The organism is Kocuria coralli (assembly GCF_008831305.1).
Classification (GTDB): domain Bacteria; phylum Actinomycetota; class Actinomycetes; order Actinomycetales; family Micrococcaceae; genus Kocuria; species Kocuria coralli.
In genome coordinates this window covers 1-14,327 of record NZ_ML708613.1, presented here as the reverse complement: position 1 = coordinate 14,327, position 14,327 = coordinate 1, and the positions used below count along the sequence as shown (strand labels likewise).

Annotated in this window: 16 protein-coding genes; 12 read left to right on the top strand and 4 right to left on the bottom strand. The window is 65.7% G+C overall.

Features of this window, described 5'->3' with window-relative positions:
• The first annotated feature begins 27 nt into the window (after nucleotides 1-27).
• The 3 genes from FCK90_RS04375 (at nucleotide 28) to FCK90_RS04365 (ending at nucleotide 1,431) form a co-directional block, all read left to right on the top strand.
• Entirely contained in the window at nucleotides 28-525 is a 498-nt protein-coding gene (locus tag FCK90_RS04375; RefSeq protein ID WP_158033092.1) for a hypothetical protein, read from the top strand.
• Between the two features lie 164 nt (nucleotides 526-689).
• The gene (locus FCK90_RS04370; protein WP_158033091.1) at nucleotides 690-1,061 is read left to right on the top strand and encodes a hypothetical protein; all 372 of its coding nucleotides are present in this window, start codon (nucleotides 690-692) and stop codon (nucleotides 1,059-1,061) included.
• A 28-nt stretch (nucleotides 1,062-1,089) separates the two neighbouring features.
• A complete protein-coding gene (locus FCK90_RS04365) occupies nucleotides 1,090-1,431 on the top strand; it encodes a hypothetical protein (protein ID WP_158033090.1) in 342 nt (113 codons plus the stop codon).
• Nucleotides 1,432-1,516: 85 nt separating this feature from the next.
• On the opposite strand, the gene FCK90_RS04360 is transcribed toward FCK90_RS04365, so the two are convergent.
• Nucleotides 1,517-1,972 carry a hypothetical protein gene (locus FCK90_RS04360; RefSeq protein ID WP_158033089.1) on the bottom strand — a complete coding sequence of 152 codons (456 nt, stop codon included), beginning with the start codon at nucleotides 1,970-1,972 and terminating at the stop codon, nucleotides 1,517-1,519.
• Nucleotides 1,972-2,352, bottom strand: a complete 381-nt coding sequence (locus tag FCK90_RS04355; protein ID WP_158033088.1) for a hypothetical protein — start codon at nucleotides 2,350-2,352, stop codon at nucleotides 1,972-1,974. Before FCK90_RS04355 ends, FCK90_RS04360 begins: the two co-directional genes overlap by 1 nt.
• A gap of 612 nt (nucleotides 2,353-2,964) precedes the next feature.
• Between FCK90_RS04355 and FCK90_RS04350 the strand changes: the two genes are divergently transcribed.
• The 4 genes from FCK90_RS04350 (at nucleotide 2,965) to FCK90_RS04335 (ending at nucleotide 4,427) form a co-directional block, all read left to right on the top strand.
• Nucleotides 2,965-3,297, top strand: a complete 333-nt coding sequence (locus tag FCK90_RS04350) for a hypothetical protein (protein WP_158033087.1) — start codon at nucleotides 2,965-2,967, stop codon at nucleotides 3,295-3,297.
• Between the two features lie 169 nt (nucleotides 3,298-3,466).
• Nucleotides 3,467-3,802 carry an ImmA/IrrE family metallo-endopeptidase gene (locus tag FCK90_RS04345; RefSeq protein WP_181954189.1) on the top strand — a complete coding sequence of 112 codons (336 nt, stop codon included), beginning with the start codon at nucleotides 3,467-3,469 and terminating at the stop codon, nucleotides 3,800-3,802.
• Nucleotides 3,803-3,931: 129 nt separating this feature from the next.
• Complete coding sequence (locus tag FCK90_RS04340; RefSeq protein WP_158033085.1) at nucleotides 3,932-4,147, top strand: hypothetical protein; 216 nt, start codon at nucleotides 3,932-3,934, stop codon at nucleotides 4,145-4,147.
• A gap of 91 nt (nucleotides 4,148-4,238) precedes the next feature.
• A complete protein-coding gene (locus FCK90_RS04335) occupies nucleotides 4,239-4,427 on the top strand; it encodes a helix-turn-helix domain-containing protein (RefSeq protein WP_158033084.1) in 189 nt (62 codons plus the stop codon).
• A gap of 290 nt (nucleotides 4,428-4,717) precedes the next feature.
• On the opposite strand, the gene FCK90_RS04330 is transcribed toward FCK90_RS04335, so the two are convergent.
• Nucleotides 4,718-5,485: an endonuclease/exonuclease/phosphatase family protein gene (locus FCK90_RS04330; RefSeq protein ID WP_158033083.1), complete on the bottom strand. Its 768-nt coding sequence runs from the start codon at nucleotides 5,483-5,485 to the stop codon at nucleotides 4,718-4,720.
• Nucleotides 5,486-5,545: 60 nt separating this feature from the next.
• Nucleotides 5,546-5,641: a twin-arginine translocation signal domain-containing protein gene (locus FCK90_RS15995; RefSeq protein WP_181954188.1), complete on the bottom strand. Its 96-nt coding sequence runs from the start codon at nucleotides 5,639-5,641 to the stop codon at nucleotides 5,546-5,548.
• 163 nt (nucleotides 5,642-5,804) lie between these two features.
• Between FCK90_RS15995 and FCK90_RS04320 the strand changes: the two genes are divergently transcribed.
• The 5 genes from FCK90_RS04320 to FCK90_RS04300 all read left to right on the top strand — a co-directional run bounded on the left by FCK90_RS04320 (nucleotide 5,805) and on the right by FCK90_RS04300 (nucleotide 14,280).
• The gene (locus tag FCK90_RS04320; RefSeq protein WP_158033081.1) at nucleotides 5,805-6,275 is read left to right on the top strand and encodes a MarR family winged helix-turn-helix transcriptional regulator; all 471 of its coding nucleotides are present in this window, start codon (nucleotides 5,805-5,807) and stop codon (nucleotides 6,273-6,275) included.
• Nucleotides 6,276-6,368: 93 nt separating this feature from the next.
• Nucleotides 6,369-7,823 carry an MATE family efflux transporter gene (locus tag FCK90_RS04315; RefSeq protein WP_158033080.1) on the top strand — a complete coding sequence of 485 codons (1,455 nt, stop codon included), beginning with the start codon at nucleotides 6,369-6,371 and terminating at the stop codon, nucleotides 7,821-7,823.
• 197 nt (nucleotides 7,824-8,020) lie between these two features.
• A complete protein-coding gene (locus tag FCK90_RS04310; protein WP_158033079.1) occupies nucleotides 8,021-9,475 on the top strand; it encodes a phosphatase PAP2 family protein in 1,455 nt (484 codons plus the stop codon).
• 295 nt (nucleotides 9,476-9,770) lie between these two features.
• Nucleotides 9,771-12,383, top strand: coding sequence for a phosphoenolpyruvate--protein phosphotransferase (gene ptsP, locus FCK90_RS04305; RefSeq protein WP_158033078.1), 2,613 nt, complete (start codon nucleotides 9,771-9,773; stop codon nucleotides 12,381-12,383).
• A gap of 37 nt (nucleotides 12,384-12,420) precedes the next feature.
• Nucleotides 12,421-14,280, top strand: coding sequence for a PTS transporter subunit EIIB (locus FCK90_RS04300; protein WP_158033077.1), 1,860 nt, complete (start codon nucleotides 12,421-12,423; stop codon nucleotides 14,278-14,280).
• Nucleotides 14,281-14,327 lie beyond the last annotated feature (47 nt).

Genomic DNA, 14,327 nt, shown 5'->3' with positions numbered 1-14,327 from the left:
TGACCCCCTTGGAAGGGCCGCACCACCATGAGCTACAACACCACCCCCGCGCCCAAACGACGCACCCCCTGGAAGATCGGATGTCTCGCCCTGGTGGTCGTCGCCGTCCTAATCCTCGGCGGGTGCGGCATCCTCGTCGCCGTCGTCGGCAGCGGAGACAGCGGCAACGACACAAGCGCCAGCACTAGTCCCACGCAGGAAGAGAACCAGGACTCCAGGAGCACACCGGCCACTGAAGAGTCAGAATCCGCTGAGGGGGCCATCACCCTGGGGGCAAACACGACCGGCACTACGGCCTCAGTCGGCTGGGGCGAGCTCGGCTCCCTCAGCACCGTAGACATCACAGGGGAATGGACCCAAGACGTCACAGAAGGTGACAGCACCTACAGCGTCACCGTCCAAGACATGTCCATGGACGAATCAGCGGAAGTCTCCTGCAGCATCATCATCGACGGCGAGACCGTCGACGAGCAAAGCGCCACCGGCGCAGCATCCATCGCCACCTGCACTCAACCCCTGTTCTGATCTCCCGCCCCTGCTTGTAGACGACAAGAAGGCCCCCACTATCACGGTGGGGGCCTTCTGGTTTCCGGGCTCGGGGAACTTTTTTGGTCTAGGTCTGGACCAATCGTCTACCTGTGGTCTACACTTAGACCAACAGCAAGGATCGCTTGAAAGGACCACCCACCATGGAAACCACGATCACCACCACCACCTACATCAGCCCCTACACCGGCCGCGAGGAAATCGGCGGCTACCAGGTCACCACCGACACCGGAATCAAGTTTGGTTCCGGGGACCGCCAGCAGGCCGAGGACTGGGCCACCGGGATCAAAGCAGGATTCCCCGCCCCGCAGGCCATGCGCGAAGGCGCCCGCATCCGGGCCGAGAAGGCCGGCGGCCAGCTGGCCACTGACTCCCAGGTCGCATTCATCATCGACCTGCTCGACGGGCGCACCCCGGAGGAAGCCACCGACCTCGAAGGATCCATCACCCTCCCCGCACCCCACCAGATGACCAAGACCGACGCGGCCTGGCTCATCGGACTCCTGACCCGCTGACCCGCTGGCACCGAAAGGACCACCCACCATGGACTACACCGACTGGCTCGGCTCCGCTCAGCTCACCACCGAGCAGGCCGAAGCCTTCACCGCAGCAGCCGACGCCTACTACGCACTGCCCTTCCACACAGACCGCGACCCCGAGGACGCAGCAGCGGACCAGGCCGAGGATGACGCAGCGCTCACCGCGATCCTGCAAACCGTCCTCGAAGAAGACACCCTCACCGCCACAGCAAGCCGCGCCCGGCAAGCACAGCTTGAGCTCACCGCCTGGGTCCGTGCCGCCGCCGCCCTCGGGGCACCAGAGCGAGACATCGCAGACCAGGCGCGGATGGCCCGGGCAACTGTCAGGAAGCGCCTCGGGCGATGAAAAACCCCAGGCACGACAAAAAGGCCCCCGCACCGAGGTTGATTCCTCGGTGCGGGGGCCTTCTCGCGTCCGGCGAGCGCAGTGGTCAGTCTTCGTTACCTGGGCTGTAGCCCAGGCGCTTCCAGGCGTCCTCCACGGACTCCCCGGGCGCGGTCTCCTCGGCTGGGGCCTCGTCCGTGATGGGGTCCGTGATGGGCTCCTCACCGGGTGAGGCGGTGTACTCCATGGGCCCGGTGGCCTGCGCGGCCGCGGCCCGCTCAGCCAGCAGGTGAACCTCCTCCAGGGCCTGCTGGGCGTAGACCGCGTCCCCCTCGGAGGTCGGGGAAAGCTTCCCGCCGACGAGCGCACCCACACCGGAGAGGATCGTGATGACCGCCCCGGCCAGGATCACGGCGACCTCCGGGTCGGTTTCCAGGCCGGTCTTGACCAGCACGTAGCCGACGATGGTACCGGCCGCCGCGGCGAGAGAGCCGCCGACAGTCGCGCCCTTGGTGGTGGACCCGATTTTGTTGCCGGTCTTGATGTCAGTCGTGGATGCCATCAGGCGTCCCCCTTCACAGTGTGCTTGCCGGTGGACTCGGTGGCGATGGCCACGGCGAGGGCATCCAGCTTGGCCTCGATGCGCTTGGCCTGGGCCTCGCTGACAGCCCTGTAGTTGCGGCCCCAGCCCTCAGAATCCCCCAAGGTCATGTTTCCCTTGGCGACTCCCTTGGCGGGGATCACCGCGGAGAGCACGGCCTGAGCGATGCGCCCCAGGACGGTCTTGCCCTCCTTCGTGCTGGGGCTGAGCATGTGGTTCACGGAGCCGCGCACCACCCAGCCAATGCCGTCGAGGAAAATCTTGGACTCCTTGTTGCCGGGGGTGGTGTGGTGCCGGAGCTCCGCCCCCACCACATCGTGCAAATCCTGCTTAGTTGCCATGTCGAACCAATCTCCTACGTTCGTGGGGGTCGCCCAGAAGGTCCTCCCCCGGGCGGTGGGCAGTACGATGTTCAGATCGAGATTCGCGGTATGCCCGGTCAGGCGGCCCCGCTCGGTGTACTGCCAGGCACCGACATGCCACCCGGGAGCGGTCGGGGCGCCAGCGGTCTGCGATCGACGACGCTGGGGAGGAGTCACAGGCTCCTCCGGAGGATGATGACGGTGCGTGACCGAGGTGCGTAGCGGGGGCGGTGAATGGTGCCGGTCTATGCTTTACGATCTACCCACTAGATTAGGAGCACCCCCATGCGCAAACCCCTCACCCTTTCAGCCCTGGCTATCTCGGCAGCACTAGCTCTGAGCGCTTGTGGTAACAGCGAGCCCGAGAGTGACACCAGCCCCTCACCGTCCGCGAGCGCGACGGAGACATCGACGGCTACGGCTTCGGCAGCGCCTACGGCCACGGAGACCGCCACGTCGACGCCTGAGCCGGTGAGCTCCACGTCCGCGCCGGCGGAGCCTGTTGAGCAGGAGCCCGCGCCGGCGGCGGAGGTTCCTGCTGCAGCTCAGGCTCCGACCCTTGATGACTACTTGGCTACAGGTGGGACCTGCATGGCCGATGTCTGGGATTCCTCGCTGCCTTATGACGATGGGATTGCGGCGGAGAAGCGTGCCTACTGCGACGCGAACGATCTGGGGGACTGGGCTAATGGTGTTGACCCGTGGGATCTTTCCCAGTACGGCGGACCTACCTACGAGGAGCATGACTATCCGACTCAGAACTACGGGGATGATTTCTACAACTCGAGGGATGAGGCTGGTCTGATCATGCCGGATGGATCTAACGCTGATGGCCCCACCGATTTGGACACGGTCTGCTCGATGCAGGATCAGGGCGTGCTCACCAGCGGTGAAATGCAGCTGTGCCACATGGAGGGGTACTGAGGATCGCGGCGCTTGATGCGCAGCCTATGAGTCGTGGTGGCGAGCGCGTTACCTGGGTTTGTGACGTGTCATTGGTCTGGTTGCTTCCGGTGTCGTGGTTACTGCTTAGTATCTGTGCATGTTCGACCCATGGGAAATCATCCATGAGACTCCCCAGCTGAGTGTGCACGTGACCCGCCTCGAGGGGATGGCCGGCTGCACGGATGGGCGTGGCCGGATCTGGCTGGATGATCGTCTGACTGAGATCGAGAAGCGCTGCGCTCTGACTCATGAGCTGCTACATATTCTGCGGCGGCACGATGGCCACCAGGATGATGCGGCCGAGGCTCAGATCCGCGAGGAGACTGCGAGAGTGCTCGTTCCCATGGCCGCGCTGCAGGAGCACGCTGGCGAGCAGATCAGTCTCTGGGCGCTGGCCGAAGACCTCCACGTCACCGAAGCCGTTCTACGCGATCGTCTCAACACCGCGAGCGCGGGGGAGTGGGAAGTGCTGCGCGTGGCCTGATCCGGATGCTTCGGGTTGTTTGTGAAGCAGGGTGGTGGTGTGGGCTTGCACCCGGTGTTTACCTGGTATACACTTTTCATATCAGGAGGGCAGGACCAAGGCCCACATCACCGGAAGGAAACAGGAACCATGGATTACGACACCTACACCACCCGCGGCGAAGCCATCGAGCGCACCATCATCACCCCCATCGAAGCCAGCGAAGCAGTCAAGGACGCCCGCGCCGAGTACGACATCGACGCCATCGCGGACAACATCATCGGCTACGACCCCGACACGCAGATCTACTGGCAGGTCTGCGACGAGGCCGAGTTCTGGACCATCGTCGAAGAGCGCGCACTGTGACAACGCAGAAAGAGGCCCGCCCCATGCGACCAAGCGGGGGCGGGTCTCTCGTATCCCCGCCAGTGCGGGGAATACACCGGAAGGAACCGGCATGACCGATTCTACTCTTACGCAGCTGCGTGACCGCCTGGTATGCCTAGCCGACGAAGCCGAGAAGATCCGCGCCGAGCGAGACGATGCGATCCGGGAAGCCGTGGAAGATGGCACCCCCATCGCTCAGGTCGCGAGGGACGCCGGCGTTACCCGCCGGATCATCTACAAGATCATCGATACCCGCTGAGCCACAGGATCAGCTCGAGCAGACAGGCCCACTGGCGCTGCCAGTGGGCCTGAGTTTCTGGGCTGGTCCAGCGAGCGCCCGCCCGCGTGATTACAGGCTCGGCGGGTGACCTGTGATGGTGGTTGTGACAGGTTGAGGCAGTTCGAGTCCCCTTGCCTCCACAATTTGATGCTTTGCACAATATAAAGGGAATCCCAGGCTTAAGGCCTGGGATTCCTTTTATATATTGGACAGTCGTCAGGTTGGTTGTCCTGCTCTCGGCAGATCGAACTCGTTCGATCTTTGGATGATCAGCTCAGGGATATAACCACCGGATAATGGTCGGATATCTGGTCCGTCGTGTCATTCTTCTCGACAACGGCTGATTGCACGATGGGCAGGGCCTTGTCGTTTGCAAGGACGTAGTCCAGGCGCAGACGTGCCGCGTGGTCTTCGTCGTCGTTCACCGGAGTCGGCACCGACCAGTCGGCTGTTCCTTGTTCCTGTGCCACGTCCGTCATCCCACCGCTGGAGAAGTTCTCCATGACGTCGAATCGAAGCTCGTCTTCCCCGAACTTCGTGACGCCCTGGGCCAAGAGATCTTCGAGAAGATCATCCGGATAGTCATCTCGCGGGCTCAGACTGTTGAAGTCGCCCATCGCAAGGACCTGCTGGTCCTGATCCGGGTCCATGAGGGAGAGCAGCAGGTCGGACTCCTTGAGCCGGTCATCCTCTGTGCGGGGGTCGAGGTGGACGTTCCAGAGATGCAGCACGTCCTCACCGTGATGCACGGAGGCATGAATGGCGCAGTGGAGGATTCCGTCGGTATGAACTTCTGTATCGATGAAGGGCTCTCGAGAATAGATCGCTAAGTGATAGGGCGTATTGCTCACGCCGAAGACCAGGTTCGGGAGCCCGATCTCTTCACCGAACTCCTTGGCTATCTGCTGATCGTTTTCCTCCCACCCGTTCGCCTCCTGAAGGCAGAGGACATCAGGAGCCTGTTCGATGATGTAGTCGGTGAGTTCGGTACGAGTGTTGGCCACACCCTCGAAGATGCTGTAGCTGATGATCTTCATCCCGTCGGCACCTGTGCCAGACGGTGTCGGGCTGGTTTCATCAGATGTCCCCTCGGTGGATCAGGCGGAGAGTGCGCCGACGAGGGTGACGACGGCGCCAATACCTCCGACGTGCTTGAGGAAGGAACGGCGTGATGCATTTGAGTGTGTCTTCATTGACTCCTCCTGGGATGGTCGGGCCATCTGGACTCTACCTGTGGACTACCGGTCGGAGGTGGTGCGCATCACAGCGGCCCCGGGGGTACTGGCCTCCAGCTCTTGAGGCGAGAGGCCTGCTCCGCTGTTGACAGTTAGAACTCTAACCATTAGGTTTCTAACTATGACTGATCGAGTCGAGCGCTTCTCCGCCGCCATCCGTACCATCGGCTTCGCAGAACGAGCCGTTGCCGACGAGTGGGTGCGCCAGAGCGGGCTCACACGCCAGCAGGCGTTCACGATCGGTTACATCGAGGAGCATCAGGACCGCGGAGTGATCGCCCGCGAGATCTCCGAGATGTCGGGTACCACCCCGGCCTCTGTCGCGAGCCTCATCCAGGGGCTCGAGGACCGTGGCCTGATCACGCGTACGCCCTCTCCGGAGGACTCACGCGTGAAGCTGCTCGCCGTCACCGACGAGGGAGTACGCCTCACCGAGGGCTTCGACGACGCCGTTCGCCAGGCTCAGGCACAAGTGCTGGCTTCGCTGTCGGACGAGGAGCAGGAACAGCTGGTCGCATTGCTCGACCGCGTGGTCGCATCCATCGACACCGGCTCTGCGCTGCAGTACCGGCGCCGTCGTCGCGATACCTGATCGCCCCGGCCCCGTCCGCCTGCCTGCACGCCGCCTTTTCCCCGCCTTTTTCTCACCGCTTTTATAGGCCGTTCATGCAACGGAGGATCACCCATGTCCGAAAACACCCTGACCCCTGCCCCGGGAGATATCTCGCAAGTCCCCGCCCCTGGCCCTGACCCCGTCCAGGAGGAGACCAAGAACCGGTTCATCCTGGCTTCGGCGCCCATCTGGCGGGCCCTGGTCCATCTCTGCATCCCGATGATCGCCGCCTTCTCGGTCGGCTCCATCTACAACATCATCAACGCGGGTTTCATCGGCTCGCTGCACTCCACCTCGCTGCTAGCAGCGCTCACCTTCTCCCTGCCCGTCTTCTCCCTGATCATGGCCATCGGCGGCGTCTTCGGCGTGGGCGGCGGTACCTATATCTCCCGTCTGCTCGGCTCGCAGGAAGGAGCTGCTGGGGATGCCGAGGCCACCGGGCGGCGCATCAAGCAGATCTCCTCCTTCACCCTGTGGGGAGCGCTCGCAGGCGGCGCCGTCGTCGGAGTGATCGGACTGTCCTTCGCGACCCCGATCTCCGCGCTGGTCGGAGCCTCGGGTGCGTCGCTGGCACCCACGGCGCAGTACATCGGTGCGATGTTCGCGTTCGCGCCTATATATGTGGCCGTCTTCGCCCTGGAACAGATCGTGCGCGCCGAAGGGGCCGCCGTCGCCTCCATGAACGGGCTGATCCTCTCGACCGTGGCCAATCTGGTGTTCGACGTGCTGTTCATCATCGTGCTGCCCTGGGGTGTCCTGGGTGCCGGGCTGGCACTGGGCCTGTCCAACGTGGTGGCCGTGGCCTACTACGCCTGGTGGCTCACCAACCGCAGCTCGGTGGTCTCACTCGCCCCGCGCTGGTTCCGGGCAGATCCGGAGATGCTCAAAACGGTCTTCGGCGTCGGGGTCTCCGAGCTCCTGCAGTCCTCCTTCCTGATCGTCACCACCCTGCTGATGAACTGGATCGCGATCAGCTACGGCGAGGCCCTGCTCGCCTCGATGGGCGTTGCCCTGCGCATCTCCCAGCTGCCCGAGATGATCTGCATGGGAGTGTTCATGGGTGCCATCCCGCTGTTCGCCTATGCCTTCGGCGCCGGCAACCACGCCCGGCTGGCCAGCGCGATCAAGGGCGCGGTCGTGGCGATCCTGGGCATCACCCTGGTGTTCTCGGGACTCGTGTTCGTCTTCCGCGACCAGGTGTTCGCGCTCTTCAGCGCGGATCCCGCCGTGATCGCCGACGGCACGCAGATCCTCACCGCCATGCTGGTGGCCACGATCTTCAACGGCATCACCGGACTGGTGATCGCGGTCTTCCAGGCCACCCAGCAGATGCGCAACGCCACGATCATGGCCGTCGCCCAAGGCGTGCTGTTCATCCCGGTGCTGCTGCTCGGCAACGCCCTCCTGGGGATGACGGGCGTGATCTGGTCGATGACCGTGACGGAACTGATCACCTTCGGCCTCGGGATGCTGCTCTTCTGGACCTCCCGCCAGGCGCTCGACGCCGAACCGGAGCTGCGACCCTGACCACCCCTACGCTCATGACGCCCCTAGCGAGCGCATGTTTTCTCCCATGGGGCCACGGGCCGTTCATCCCCGGTTCCGCAGGCATTGCGCCCGCCGTCATATGGGCTCCTTACCTTGAGATTCGTATCCGCGCCACACCGGCCTTTGCGCCATCACATTCCCGTTCCTGGCCGCGGATGGATCGCAAAGGACACCCCATGGCAATCACCTCGCCTGGACGAACGTCGCGTTTGATCTACACAGCCCTGGCCTCCAGCCTGGCAATCGCACTGGGCACCGTGACGTCCGCGACGGCCAGCATGGCGCCCGCCGACCCGGCGACTGACCCGCACACGCAGCTGCTGGGGGAGTACGCCACCTACTGGAGCGCGGACCACTACGACCAGACCAGCCCCGAGACCCAGGCGGCATCGGCCTGGCGTGGTGAGGTCACGGACGCGGGCCGCAGCATCCTCTGGGAAAACGACGAGCGCCTCCAGGCCATCAACGCCAAGGGTGCTGCGGACCCCGTCCAGTCCAAGCGGGCCCTCGTCGACGCTGATCTCGACTGGAAGCAGACCTTCCCCGATGCCCTCGGCCCGGTCCTCGGCGAGTACTTCGTCGAGGGTCTCGCCGATGGGTCGCTCCAGGCGACCACCGACCTCTACGAGGATCTCGACCTCTCCATGGCCTCGACCGGAGAGGCCAAGCACGAGTTCAACTACCCGCGGCCGTTCCTCGAGGATCGCTCGTTCGGCCAGCCCGAACGACTCAACGGCCTGGCCACGAACCTGGACATCACCCGCATCGATCCCTGGACCGACCCCGAGACCGGCCTGACGCACGACGGCACCTATGACCTGGTGATCGACTCGTTCTCCCAGGCCTTCCCGTCCGGCCACACCGCCTACGCCTACGGCGAGGGGATCGTGCTCGCGTCGCTGCTCCCGGAGCTCGGCCCGGAGATCATGACTCGTGCCTCGGAGGCGGGTCTTGCCCGTAACGTCCTCGGGGTGCACTACCCGCTCGACGTCGTGGGCGGACGGATCTCGGGTCACCTCAACGCCGCGACCGCCTACAGCGACCCCGCCTACCTCGCGGACACCATCATGCCCGCACGGGAGGAGCTCACCGCCTACCTCACCGAGCAGTGCGCGGCCGATGGTCACGGTGACACCCTGGCCACGTGCATCGACAACGTCGGTGCCAACTCCGACCGCGGCTACACCAACGAGTTCACCGACGTGGTCTCGACCGATCCGGTGACCGACCGGACCTCCGCTCTCGCGGCATACGAGGCCCGTATGACCTACGGATTCGGTCAGGTGGGCCCCGCTTACCAGGCACCGGTCGTCCCCGAGGGCGCTGAGGCGCTCATCGCGACGGCGTTCCCGGAGCTCACCGGCGAGCAGCGCCGCGTGGTGCTGGCCGCGACCCAGATCGACTCGGGATACCCGCTCGATTCCACCTCCCAGGGCTGGCAGCGCATCAACCTGGCCGCCGCCCTGAGCTCCAAAGTGACGGTCAACGAGTGGGGCGAGGTCATCTCGGTCGAGCCCGGTCAGCCGGCCGCCTCCGTGGTCATGCCTGCCTACAACGATGACCCCGAGGGAACGGATTCGGACTGCTGGTGGGCTACCGAGGCACCGGCTCCGGAGCATGCCACCTCCTGAACCACCTCCTGAACTGCAGATGAGTCGAACGCCGGCTGTGTTCAACACCGTCTGGCCATAGTGAATGTGCCCCGTAGAGATACGGGGCACATTTGCATGGGCAAGGACCTCCAATGGCCCATGAGGTCGCTGCCCCGAGAAATCTGGGGCAACCGACCCCCTCGGGGAGCCCGGAAGGTCTACTGTTCAATCGCGCCTGCATTTACGGGTCGCAGGTGCCCCGTACGGAACTAAGATCTACCTAACCTGTGCGCCCTGGCGCATGCCCCTGATCAACGAAGAGAAGAGGGACGCTATGAGTGAGCCGACCACGGCCACCAGGATCGATTTCATCGCTCCCCTGACCGGCATTCTGGTGCCGATCGAGCAGGTACCGGACCCCGTGTTCGCCCAGAAGATGATGGGCGAGGGGTTCTCGATCGATCCGCTGGCGGGGCAGCTGGTCGCTCCGGTGGCGGGCGAGGTGGTGGATCTCCAGCAGTCCGGCCACGCCGTCACGATCCGTTCCGCGGACGGGCTGGAAATCCTCATGCACATCGGCCTGGACACCGTGCAGCTGCAGGGCCAGGGCTTCACCCCGCTGGTCGCCGAGGGCCAGCAGGTCACGGCGGGGGAGCCCCTCATCGACTTCGAGCTGGACTTCCTGGCCACCCGGGCCAAGAGCCTGCTGACCCAGATCGTGATCGCCAACTCGGATCTGATCGACTCGCTGACCCCCAAGTCCGGCCTGGTCAACGCGGGCCAGGACGTCGCGGCACAGGTCACCCTCGCGGCGGCTTCCGACGACGACGGCGCGGCCGCCGCTCCCGGCGCTCCCGCCGGCGGCGGGACGACCGCGATCGGCGAGGTTCTGATCCCGAACCCGACGGGCATGCACGCCCGCCCGGCGGCGAACCTGGTCAACGTGGCCAAGGGGTTCGACTCCGACATCCAGCTGGAGAAGGACGACGAATCCGGCAGCGCCAAGAGCATCGTCTCCATCCTGGCCCTCGCCCTGGCTTTCGGCGACAAGATGACCATCACCGCCACCGGCCCCGATGCGCAGGAAGCCGTGGAGGCGCTGACCCGGGCGATCAACGACGGCCTGGGTGAAGACGTCTCGACCATGCCGTCGGGCACCGAGGACACCCTGGCCACTGCCGCGGTCGCTGAGGACGCGTCCCTGCAAGAGCCGGAGGAGTCCTTCAACCAGCCGAAGTCGGAGGACCCCAACGTCCTCCTGGGCGTGACCGCCTCGCCCGGGCTGGGCATCGGACAGGTCGTCCAGCTGCGCCACGAGGAGATCGAGGTCCAGGAGACCGCCGAGGACCCCGCGCAGGAACGAGCCAACCTGGACGCCTCGGTCGAGCGCTCGATCGGCGAGCTGAACGAACTGCAGCAGCGCCTGGAGGCCGAAGGCTCGGAGGAGAAGGCCGCGATCTTCGGCGCCCACCAGGAGATCCTGCGCGATCCCGAACTGCTCGACCGTGCCTACAAGGGTATCGAGCAGGGCAAGAGCGCCGCCTTCGCCTGGCGCGCCTCCTACACGGGCTTCGCCACCACGCTTGAGGGCCTGGACAACGAGGTCCTGGCCGGCCGTGCGGCCGACATGAGGGACGTCGGCCAGCGGGTCCTGGGCGAGCTGACCGGTCAGCGCCAGGAGAAGGCCGAACTGGCCGCGGGCACCATCCTGATCGCGGAGGACCTCTCCCCGTCGGACACCGCCCAGCTGGACCGTTCCAAGGTGGTCGGCTTCGCCACCACGCAGGGCGGCGCCTCCTCCCACGTGGCGATCATCGCCCGGTCCATGGACATCCCCGCCGTCGCCGGCATCGAGAACCGCGCCCTGGACATCCCCGAGGGCGCTCGCGTGGTGCTCGACGGCACCGCGGGCAAGCTGCAGATGAACCTCTCCGACGAGGAGATCTCCGGCATCGAGGCCCGCCAGCGGCGCATCGCCGAGCGCAAGGCCGTCGAGGACGCGGCCAAGGACGAGCCCGCCGTGACCACGGACGGCCACCAGGTCGCCGTCGTCGCCAATATCGGCGGAGCCGACGACGCCCGCGACGCCATGCAGCACGGTGCCGAGGGCGTGGGCCTGCTGCGCTCCGAGTTCGTGTTCATGGAGCGTGCCACCGCCCCGAGCGAGCAGGAGCAGGTCGACGTCTACGCCGAATGCTCCCGCGCGCTCAAGCCGGGCCAGCCGCTGGTGCTGCGCACGCTCGACGTCGGCGGCGACAAGCCCCTGAGCTACCTGCCGATCCCCACGGAGGAGAACCCGTTCCTGGGAATCCGCGGCGTCCGCGTGGGCCTGGAGCAGCCGCAGGTCCTGCGCACCCAGCTGCGGGCCATCTTCGCGGCCGCCGATACCGGCGCTGAACTGCAGGTCATGTTCCCCATGATCGCCACGATCGACGACTGGCGCCGGGCCAAGGCCATCTTCGACGAGGAGAGGGCGGCCTCCGGGGTCACCACCAATGTCCCGTGCGGGATCATGATGGAGGTGCCCTCCGTGGCCGTCATGGCCCAGCAGTTCGCCGCCGAGGAGGGCTGCGACTTCTTCAGCGTCGGCACCAACGACCTCACCAGCTACACGCTGGCCATGGACCGTGGCCACCCCAAGCTGGCCGCCCAGGTCGACCCGTGCAACCCGGCCGTGCTGACCCTGATCGGCAATGCCGCCGCGGCCCTGCACGCCCAGGGCAAGTGGCTCGGGGTGTGCGGCGGCGTGGCCTCCGACCCCCAGGCCGTCCCGATCCTGGTGGGCCTGGGCGTCGACGAGCTCAGCTGTTCCATCCCGGCGATCCCGTCCGTCAAGGCGAAGGTCCGGGCGTATTCCCTCGAGCAGTGCAAGCACCTGGCCGCCCAGGCCGTGACCTGCTCCACCCCTGAAGAGGTTCGCTCTCTCGTCCCCATGGACGAGGACTGACACGTCGCTTCCGCGAGAACGGACAAGGACCCCTCCCATGAGCAATTCAGCACAACAGATCGTCGACGCCGTCGGTGGCGCCGGCAACATCGCGAGCCTCTCGCACTGCGCCACTCGGCTGCGTTTCCAGCTCAACGACGCGAGCGTCGTCGACGCCAAGACCGTGGACTCCATCGACGGGGTCATGGGCTCGGTGCCCCAGGCGGGTGAGCGCTATCAGGTGATCATCGGTGGCGCCGTGCAGAGCGTGTACAACCAGATCAACGACCTGCCCGAGATGGCCAGCCGCGGCGGCGGAGGCGGCCAGTCGGCCGACGACGTCAAGGCCGCTGCCCGGGCCCAGGGTCCGCGAGGCAAGTTCGCCTGGCTGGATAACTTCTTCGAGTTCCTCTCGGACTCGTTCCGCCCGATCCTGGGCGCGCTGCTCGGCGCGTCCCTGTTCATCACGTTCATGGCCCTGATGGGCACCCTGGGCGTGATCGGCAACTGGGCCGACCCGCGGACCGACCTGCCGCCGTCGTGGCAGTTCATCAACTTCATGTGGCAGTCGGTGTTCATCTTCCTGCCGCTGATGGTGGCGTACAACGCGGCCAAGAAGGTGGGTGCGGACCCGTGGGTGGGCTTCGCCGTCATGGCGCTGGTCATGCTGCCCGGCTTCTCGGCCATGGTGGACTCCCCGGCGGCCTACCAGGCGAATATCGCCGGCTCGGACGTGACGCTGGTGGACATCTTCGGCATCCCGCTGACGATCTTCAACTACGGTTCGCAGGTCTTCCCGCCGCTGCTGATGGCCGGCGTGCTCGGGCCCCTGTACAAGCTGCTCAAGCACCTCATCCCGGAGAACGTGCAGCTGATCTTCGTGCCCTTCTTGTCCATGCTGATCATGCTGCCGCTGACGGCGTTCCTGCTCGGCCCCATCGGCGTGTTCGCCGGCGCGGGCGTGGCCAATATCCTGCAGACCGTCAACGAATTCTCGCCGTTCATCTTCGCGATCATCATCCCGCTGGCCTACCCCTTCATGGTGCCGCTGGGCCTGCACTGGCCGATCAACGCGATCATGCTGCTGAACATTCAGACCCTCGGCTTCGACTACATCCAGGGCCCCATGGGCGTGTGGAACTTTGCCTGCTTCGGCGCCACCGCCGGTGTGCTGTTCCTGGCCATGAGGGACAAGGAGATGCAGATGCGCCAGACGGCAACCGGTGCGCTCGCGGCCGGCCTGCTGGGCGGTATCTCGGAGCCGTCCCTGTACGGTATCCACCTGCGGTTCAAACGCATCTACCCGCTGCTGCTCGTGGGCTGTCTGGTCGGCGGCCTGATCATGGGCATCGGCGGCGGCCAGGTGCACACCAACGCGTTCGTGTTCACCTCCCTGCTGACCATCCCGGCCTTCGACCGCCTGGGTCTCTACACCCTGTCGATCGGTGCCGCGTTCGTGGTGGCCATGCTCCTGGTGATCTTCTTCGACTACCGCACTCCGGAGCAGCGTGCCGAGGCCAAGGCGGCTGCTGCCGGCCAGGTCGAGGGCGGCGATCCCGCCAAGCCGCAGGACGACACCGCGGCTGCTGCGACCAGCGTTGCCGCAGGCGGCGCGGGGGCGGCTCCGGCCGATCCCAAGGCCGCCGTCTCCGACGCGGAGCAGGCCAAGGCCAGCCAGTGGCTGGCTGCCCTGGGCGGTCCGGAGAACGTCAGTCAGGTTGACGCCGTGGCGGAGACCCGCTTGCGCGTGGAGGTCAAGGACTCGGCCAAGGTCGACGAGGCGGCGCTGAAGAGCGCCGGTCTGCCCGGGGTCGTGCAGGTCTCGCCGGGCCTGTGGCACCTGGTGGTGGGTTCGGACGCCTCCCAGTACGCAACGGCTATGGCGGCCAAGCTGGGAGCCCAGCCGGTAGGAGGCTGACCCCCATTCCCCATTCCGCCCCTCCGCCGAGTGTCCGATTGCGTACC

Bases quoted from the DNA above. Each gene is read 5' to 3' on its own strand.
- FCK90_RS04335 (WP_158033084.1), top strand. From the start codon at position 4,239: ATGACCGATTCTACTCTTACGCAGCTGCGTGACCGCCTGGTATGCCTA.
- FCK90_RS04315 (WP_158033080.1), top strand. From the start codon at position 6,369: ATGTCCGAAAACACCCTGACCCCTGCCCCGGGAGATATCTCGCAAGTC.
- ptsP (WP_158033078.1), top strand. From the start codon at position 9,771: ATGAGTGAGCCGACCACGGCCACCAGGATCGATTTCATCGCTCCCCTG.
- FCK90_RS15995 (WP_181954188.1), bottom strand. From the start codon at position 5,641: ATGAAGACACACTCAAATGCATCACGCCGTTCCTTCCTCAAGCACGTC.
- FCK90_RS04365 (WP_158033090.1), top strand. From the start codon at position 1,090: ATGGACTACACCGACTGGCTCGGCTCCGCTCAGCTCACCACCGAGCAG.
- FCK90_RS04360 (WP_158033089.1), bottom strand. From the start codon at position 1,972: ATGGCATCCACGACTGACATCAAGACCGGCAACAAAATCGGGTCCACC.
- FCK90_RS04375 (WP_158033092.1), top strand. From the start codon at position 28: ATGAGCTACAACACCACCCCCGCGCCCAAACGACGCACCCCCTGGAAG.
- FCK90_RS04320 (WP_158033081.1), top strand. From the start codon at position 5,805: ATGACTGATCGAGTCGAGCGCTTCTCCGCCGCCATCCGTACCATCGGC.
- FCK90_RS04340 (WP_158033085.1), top strand. From the start codon at position 3,932: ATGGATTACGACACCTACACCACCCGCGGCGAAGCCATCGAGCGCACC.
- FCK90_RS04330 (WP_158033083.1), bottom strand. From the start codon at position 5,485: ATGAAGATCATCAGCTACAGCATCTTCGAGGGTGTGGCCAACACTCGT.
- FCK90_RS04310 (WP_158033079.1), top strand. From the start codon at position 8,021: ATGGCAATCACCTCGCCTGGACGAACGTCGCGTTTGATCTACACAGCC.
- FCK90_RS04355 (WP_158033088.1), bottom strand. From the start codon at position 2,352: ATGGCAACTAAGCAGGATTTGCACGATGTGGTGGGGGCGGAGCTCCGG.
- FCK90_RS04300 (WP_158033077.1), top strand. From the start codon at position 12,421: ATGAGCAATTCAGCACAACAGATCGTCGACGCCGTCGGTGGCGCCGGC.
- FCK90_RS04350 (WP_158033087.1), top strand. From the start codon at position 2,965: ATGGCCGATGTCTGGGATTCCTCGCTGCCTTATGACGATGGGATTGCG.
- FCK90_RS04370 (WP_158033091.1), top strand. From the start codon at position 690: ATGGAAACCACGATCACCACCACCACCTACATCAGCCCCTACACCGGC.